This window comes from Vibrio sp. OPT41 (genome assembly GCF_015163595.1).
GTDB lineage: Bacteria > Pseudomonadota > Gammaproteobacteria > Enterobacterales > Vibrionaceae > Vibrio > Vibrio alginolyticus.
The window spans coordinates 11482-15643 of sequence record NZ_JADDYH010000029.1 but is presented as its reverse complement, the minus strand read 5'-3'; the positions used below and the strand labels follow the sequence as shown (position 1 = coordinate 15643).

Genomic DNA, 4162 nt, shown 5'->3' with positions numbered 1-4162 from the left:
TCTCCTATTTGGTAATGCAGTGGGTCTATCGTCAATGATAGTAATTTTTGGGGCAATTGGTCTGATGTTATTTTACGGCGGTTTCTTCATATACAAGATCATGAACGACAAATCTCCTCACTAGATCTCGCTTAGCTCTAGAAACGCTTTGCACCGGAGTCGGTTACTTGCCTACTCCGGTTTTTTATTTGATCTCAATGCACCACTCATTGATATAATCCTATTATTCTTCCCTGTTCTTAATGAGATTACTGCTATGTCTCACGACGACGATTTTGATCTATTTCAACAGATGATGGGCGATGTAAAGCCAATCACTCAAGACACCACCGAACACAAAAAAGTACACCAAGTAACAGAAGCACAGCTCGCAAAACGCGAAGCAGCAATCTGGTTAACGGAAGATGACCCAGAATACCTATCACTTGATCACGCTGAAATGCTCAAGCCAGAGGACTTTGTTGAGTTCAAACGTGATGGTGTACAGGACGGGGTTTACCGCAAACTTCGCCTTGGTAAGTATCCAATCCAAGCTCGCTTGGATTTGCACCGTAAAACATTGAAAGAAGCACGTGATGAAGTCGTGACGTTTTTAAAGCAATGCCTATCAATGGACATTAGAACGGTCGTTATCGTCCATGGTCGAGGAGAACGCTCAAATCCACCTGCAATGATGAAAAGCTTTGTTAGCAGTTGGCTACGACAAATAAAGGAAGTCCAATGCGTCCATAGTGCGCAACGCTTTCACGGTGGAACTGGAGCCGTTTACGTCCTACTTAGAAAAAGTGCGGAAAAGAAATTAGAAACCCGCGAACGTCACCAAAAACGGTTAGGCTAAATTTCACCCTAATGCTAGAATGCCCGCCCTTATTCTTCCTTCCCCTTAAAGGAAGGGAGCTTCATTCGCCGTTGTGAAACGTTAGGAGACAAAAATGTCACAAGACAACGCTAAACGATTAAATAAATTCATCAGTGAAACGGGGTTTTGCTCACGCCGTGAAGCAGACAGACTGATTGAGCAAGGCCGTGTCACCATTAATGGCAACAAACCTGAAATGGGGACAAAAGTGCTACCTGGTGATGATGTTTGTGTGGATGGTAAGCCAGTGGCAGCAAAAGAGAAGCCGATTTATATCGCTCTCAATAAACCAACAGGCATCACCTGTACAACTGAGAGAGACGTCCCTGGAAACATCGTTGATTTCATCGGCCACCAAAAACGTATCTTTCCGATCGGCCGCTTAGACAAACCCTCTGATGGTCTGATCTTTTTGACCAACGATGGCGACATCGTGAACAAAATCCTTCGCGCAGGCAACAGCCACGAAAAAGAGTACGTCGTACGCGTGGACAAGCCAATTACAGGCGAGTTTCTCAAACAGATGTCGAGTGGCGTTAAGATTCTCGACACAGTCACCCTACCTTGTAAGGTAACGAAAGAAACTAAATTCTCTTTCCGTATTGTGCTCACTCAAGGACTTAACCGTCAGATCCGTCGCATGTGTGAAGCGCTGGGCTATGAAGTATTCAAGCTGCGTCGCGTACGCATCATGAATATCTCTCTTGATGGTATTCCCAATGGGAAATGGCGTTATCTAAGTGACGAAGAAGTGGCAGAGATCCTAGCAATGTGTGAAGGCTCGGTAGGTACAGAAGAAGCATCAAAAACAGACTCTAGAGGTCGCAACATTCGTAAAGCGACCGACGCGAAGCTGTTTGATAGCCGTGAAGAAAACCAAGATTCTACTGCTCGTCGTAACCAGAAGACACGAACTTTCCGCGGTAACAATGCTGATGAATTCCGTCATGCACCAAACTCGAAAAAAGGTCAACAAAAGCGTCGTCAGCGTGATGATGAAGGCGGACGTCCAGCTAAAGAACATTACAAAGCGAAATCACAAGGTGAACGCAGCAGACCGCAAGGCGAGCATGGTAAATCGCACCGTAAACCAGATGCATCGAGCAATACGCATTCAGCAAACAAGCCTCAATCACTGAGTAAGCCTAAGCAGCATTACATGAACCCAAATGCCGCGAAACCAAGCAAACCAGCTAAACGCACTGGTGGTACATTGAGTCTGAAGAAGTAACGCTTCACTGACAGGCAAGATCAAAAAAGGACGCTCATGAGCGTCCTTTTTATTTGTCATGAGTTTACAAACAAAGAGGTGCAAACTGACCACGAGTTAAGCTCAGCAAATCTCTCGGGGCTAACTCAATTTCTAAACCACGTTTACCAGCACTCACACAGATTTTGTCTTGCTCTGCTGCGCTTTCGTGCAAAAAAGTAGGTAAGGCTTTCTTCTGCCCTAGTGGGCTAATTCCACCAACGACATAACCTGTGGTCTTTTGGGCGATTTCCGGATCAGCCATATCGGCCTTTTTGCCCTTCGCTGCTTTCGCCGCCAGTTTTAGGTTCAGCTTTTGGTCAACAGGGATAATCGCAACCGCAAGGTTCTTTGGCTCCCCGTTCAAGCAGAACAGCAAGGTTTTAAATACTGTTTTCGGCTCCTGCCCCAGTACTTCAGCAGCCTCCAAGCCATAACTATCGGCTCTAGGGTCATGCTCATACTGATGAATCGTGTGTGGAATTTTTTTCTTTTTCGCAAGATTAATGGCCGGAGTCATCAAGATTCTCCTCATAAAAACAAAAAGCGCAGATTGAATTGGATCTGCGCTTTTAGTTAATGATATCAGCGAGTTTGAGTCAATCGCTTTTTCTCTGTTGGGTTACTGATCAATCGCCGTATCAACTAAATACGTGATTTCACCTGAAGGGGCATACTCATTAACATCAATAGGGCTATGTGTTTCTAAATAATCCTTCAAAACCTCAGCATCGGTAAAACCTGTATTTACATACCCTGGATGATCGTCGATTTTAGGGTAACCATCTCCACCAGCAGCATTATAGCTTGGTACGGTAAAGCGGTAATTACCATCTAAGCGAAGTTGCTTATTACCAATGAACACATTGGTTACCTCACCATTATTGATACTCATCGCAATGCCGGCAAACTGCGCGTAAGCTCCAGAGTCGACAGGTTTAGTTGCAACGACATTTAGGTAATCCAATACTTCTTTGCCCGTCATATCAACGTAAGAGACCATATTGCCAAATGGCTGAACAGTCAGCACATCTTTGTAGGTAATCTCACCTGCTGCAATCGAATCGCGAACGCCGCCAGAATTCATTACGGCGAAATCTGCTTTCGCACGTTCCATGTGAGCCGTTGCAATTAATCGACCTAAGTTTGTTTGCTGGTAACGAACCACATTGCGGTCACCCTCAAGCTTACCGTTAGATTCTGCAATCTTCACGTTTAGTTTGCCCTGACCTTTTTCTTGATAAGGACGAAGAAACTCAAGCATCATTTCGTCTTGTTTAATCTCATCTTGGATCAAGACTCGTTGCGACTGACCATCAACTTTAACTTTCTTTTTCAAGTTTACAGGGATTAGATCGTAGCTCACCATCGAGAGTTCGCCATTACGAAACTCGTAATCGGCGCGTCCCACATATTTCCCCCACTCATGTGCCTGAACAATAAAGGTACCATTTTGTTTATCGGGCTGACATTCATCACCTGGTTTAAAGTTCTTTTTGATAACGTTTGGACCTTCCATGCACACAGGTTCTTGTGAGTGTCCTCCAACGATCATGTCGAGATCGCCGTCATTCAAATAACGAGCTAACGCCACATCGCCAGGAGCATTGATGCCTCTATTACCATTTTCATAGTGTCCCATATGCGTGACAGCAAAAATCAGATCTGGATACTCTGTTTCTTTCAGTTCTGCAATCAGCTTCTTGGCTTCTTCTTTTGGGTCACGGAAGTCAATTTGTTCAATGAATTCAGGGTTGCCAAGTTTCGCTGTGTCTTCGGTTGTAAGGCCAATGACCGCAATTTTAATGCCCTGCTTTTTAAACATCGCATATGGTTGGAATAAACGCTTGCCAGTATTTTTATCGTAAATATTGGCAGACAACATCGGAAAGTTTGCCCACTCTTGCTGCTTGAATAGCACGTCCAATGGATTATCAAACTCATGATTACCTAGAGCCATCGCATCGTAACCAATTTTGCTCATGCCTTTAAAATCCGGCTCGGCATCTTGTAAATCAGACTCAGGTACTCCTGTGTTGATGTCACCACCAGAA

At 44.6% G+C, this 4162-nt stretch carries 5 protein-coding genes; 3 read left to right on the top strand and 2 right to left on the bottom strand.

What is annotated here, in order from left to right; all coding sequences use genetic code 11:
- The 3 genes from IQP38_RS12915 to rluF form a co-directional block, all read left to right on the top strand.
- A partial coding sequence (locus IQP38_RS12915) for a DUF3149 domain-containing protein (protein ID WP_193837642.1) occupies positions 1-124 on the top strand: 124 nt, incomplete at its 5' end.
- A 132-nt stretch (positions 125-256) separates the two neighbouring features.
- Positions 257-838, top strand: coding sequence for a DNA endonuclease SmrA (gene smrA / locus IQP38_RS12910; RefSeq protein ID WP_005382233.1), 582 nt, complete (start codon positions 257-259; stop codon positions 836-838).
- Positions 839-932: 94 nt separating this feature from the next.
- Positions 933-2090: a 23S rRNA pseudouridine(2604) synthase RluF gene (rluF, locus tag IQP38_RS12905; protein WP_017634839.1), complete on the top strand. Its 1158-nt coding sequence runs from the start codon at positions 933-935 to the stop codon at positions 2088-2090.
- A 64-nt stretch (positions 2091-2154) separates the two neighbouring features.
- Here rluF and ybaK read toward each other — a convergent pair whose 3' ends face one another.
- The gene (gene ybaK / locus IQP38_RS12900) at positions 2155-2628 is read right to left on the bottom strand and encodes a Cys-tRNA(Pro) deacylase (protein WP_033906934.1); all 474 of its coding nucleotides are present in this window, start codon (positions 2626-2628) and stop codon (positions 2155-2157) included.
- 102 nt (positions 2629-2730) lie between these two features.
- A partial coding sequence (ushA, locus tag IQP38_RS12895; protein WP_228010063.1) for a bifunctional UDP-sugar hydrolase/5'-nucleotidase UshA occupies positions 2731-4162 on the bottom strand: 1432 nt, incomplete at its 5' end.